This window comes from Rhodococcus sp. Chr-9, assembly GCF_000801125.1.
Taxonomy (GTDB): Bacteria; Actinomycetota; Actinomycetes; order Mycobacteriales; family Mycobacteriaceae; genus Rhodococcus; species Rhodococcus pyridinivorans.
The window spans coordinates 1-1,349 of record NZ_JTIZ01000081.1 but is presented as its reverse complement, the minus strand read 5'-3'; the positions used below and the strand labels follow the sequence as shown (position 1 = coordinate 1,349).

General features: G+C 37.5%; 1 protein-coding gene and 1 pseudogene. Both read left to right on the top strand.

Annotation, left to right across the window (positions count from 1 at the left end; all coding sequences use genetic code 11):
• Positions 1 to 73 precede the first annotated feature (73 nt).
• A pseudogene (locus tag QR64_RS25850) lies at positions 74 to 658 on the top strand (IS6-like element ISS1S family transposase); the annotation flags it as partial.
• A gap of 1 nt (position 659) precedes the next feature.
• Positions 660 to 1,296, top strand: a 637-nt coding sequence (locus tag QR64_RS25845; protein WP_152640949.1) for an IS6-like element ISS1N family transposase, incomplete at its 5' end; no start/stop codon positions are given.
• Positions 1,297 to 1,349: the final 53 nt, after the last annotated feature.

Here is a 1,349-nt window from a genome sequence, read left to right as displayed (position 1 = left end):
GGTTCTGTTGCAAAGTTTTCTGATAAGTCTATTTTAGTGTAAAATGAATAAAAATGACAGCGAGGATATATCAATGAACTATTTTAAAGGTAAACAATTTCAAAAAGATGTGATTATTGTCGCTGTTGGTTATTATCTACGTTACAATCTAAGCTATCGTGAAATTCAAGAACTCCTTTATGATCGTGGGATTAACGTTTGTCACACAACTATTTATCGTTGGGTACAAGAATACAGTAAAGTCCTCTATCATCTCTGGAAAAAGAAAAATAGACAGTCCTTCTATTCGTGGAAAATGGATGAAACTTATATCAAAATCAAAGGTCGTTGGCATTATCTCTATCGTGCAATTGATGCGGATGGATTGACTTTAGACATCTGGCTACGCAAGAAACGGGATACTCAAGCTGCTTATGCGTTCTTGAAACGACTACATAAACAGTTTGGTCAACCAAGAGTAATTGTCACGGATAAAGCGCCCTCTATTGGTTCTGCATTTAGAAAGTTACAGAGTAACGGTTTATATACTAAGACAGAGCATCGAACCGTGAAGTATCTCAATAACCTCATTGAGCAAGACCATCGACCAATCAAACGACGCAATAAATTTTATCGAAGTCTACGAACTGCCTCAACCACGATTAAGGGCATGGAAACANTGTCGCTGTTGGTTACTACCTGCGTTACAATCTAAGCTATCGTGAAGTTCAGAAATTGTTATATGATCGTGGAATAAATGTTTGTCATACTACGATTTATCGTTGGGTGCAAGAGTACAGCAAAGTCCTCTATTATCTTTGGAAGAAGAAAAATAGACAATCCTTCTATTCATGGAAAATGGACGAAACCTATATCAAAATTAAGGGACGTTGGCATTATCTTTATCGTGCAATTGATGCGGACGGCTTAACCTTAGATATCTGGTTACGAAAGAAACGGGATACGCAAGCAGCCTATGCTTTCTTAAAACGACTCCATAAACAGTTTGGTGAGCCGAAAGCAATTGTGACCGATAAAGCACCTTCTCTTGGCTCCGCCTTTAGAAAGTTACAGAGTGTGGGTTTATATACTAAGACAGAGCACCGAACTGTGAAGTATCTTAACAATTTAATAGAACAAGACCATCGACCTATTAAACGACGGAATAAATTTTATCAAAGTCTCCGTACAGCCTCTTCCACGATTAAGGGCATGGAGACCCTTCGAGGAATATACAAAAAGAACCGAAGAAATGGAACGCTCTTCGGATTTTCGGTATCTACTGAGATTAAGGTCTTAATGGGAATATTAGCTTAAGAACAAGAAGGATTATAAACCTTGTATTTGATTTTTAAACTTTGCAACAGAAC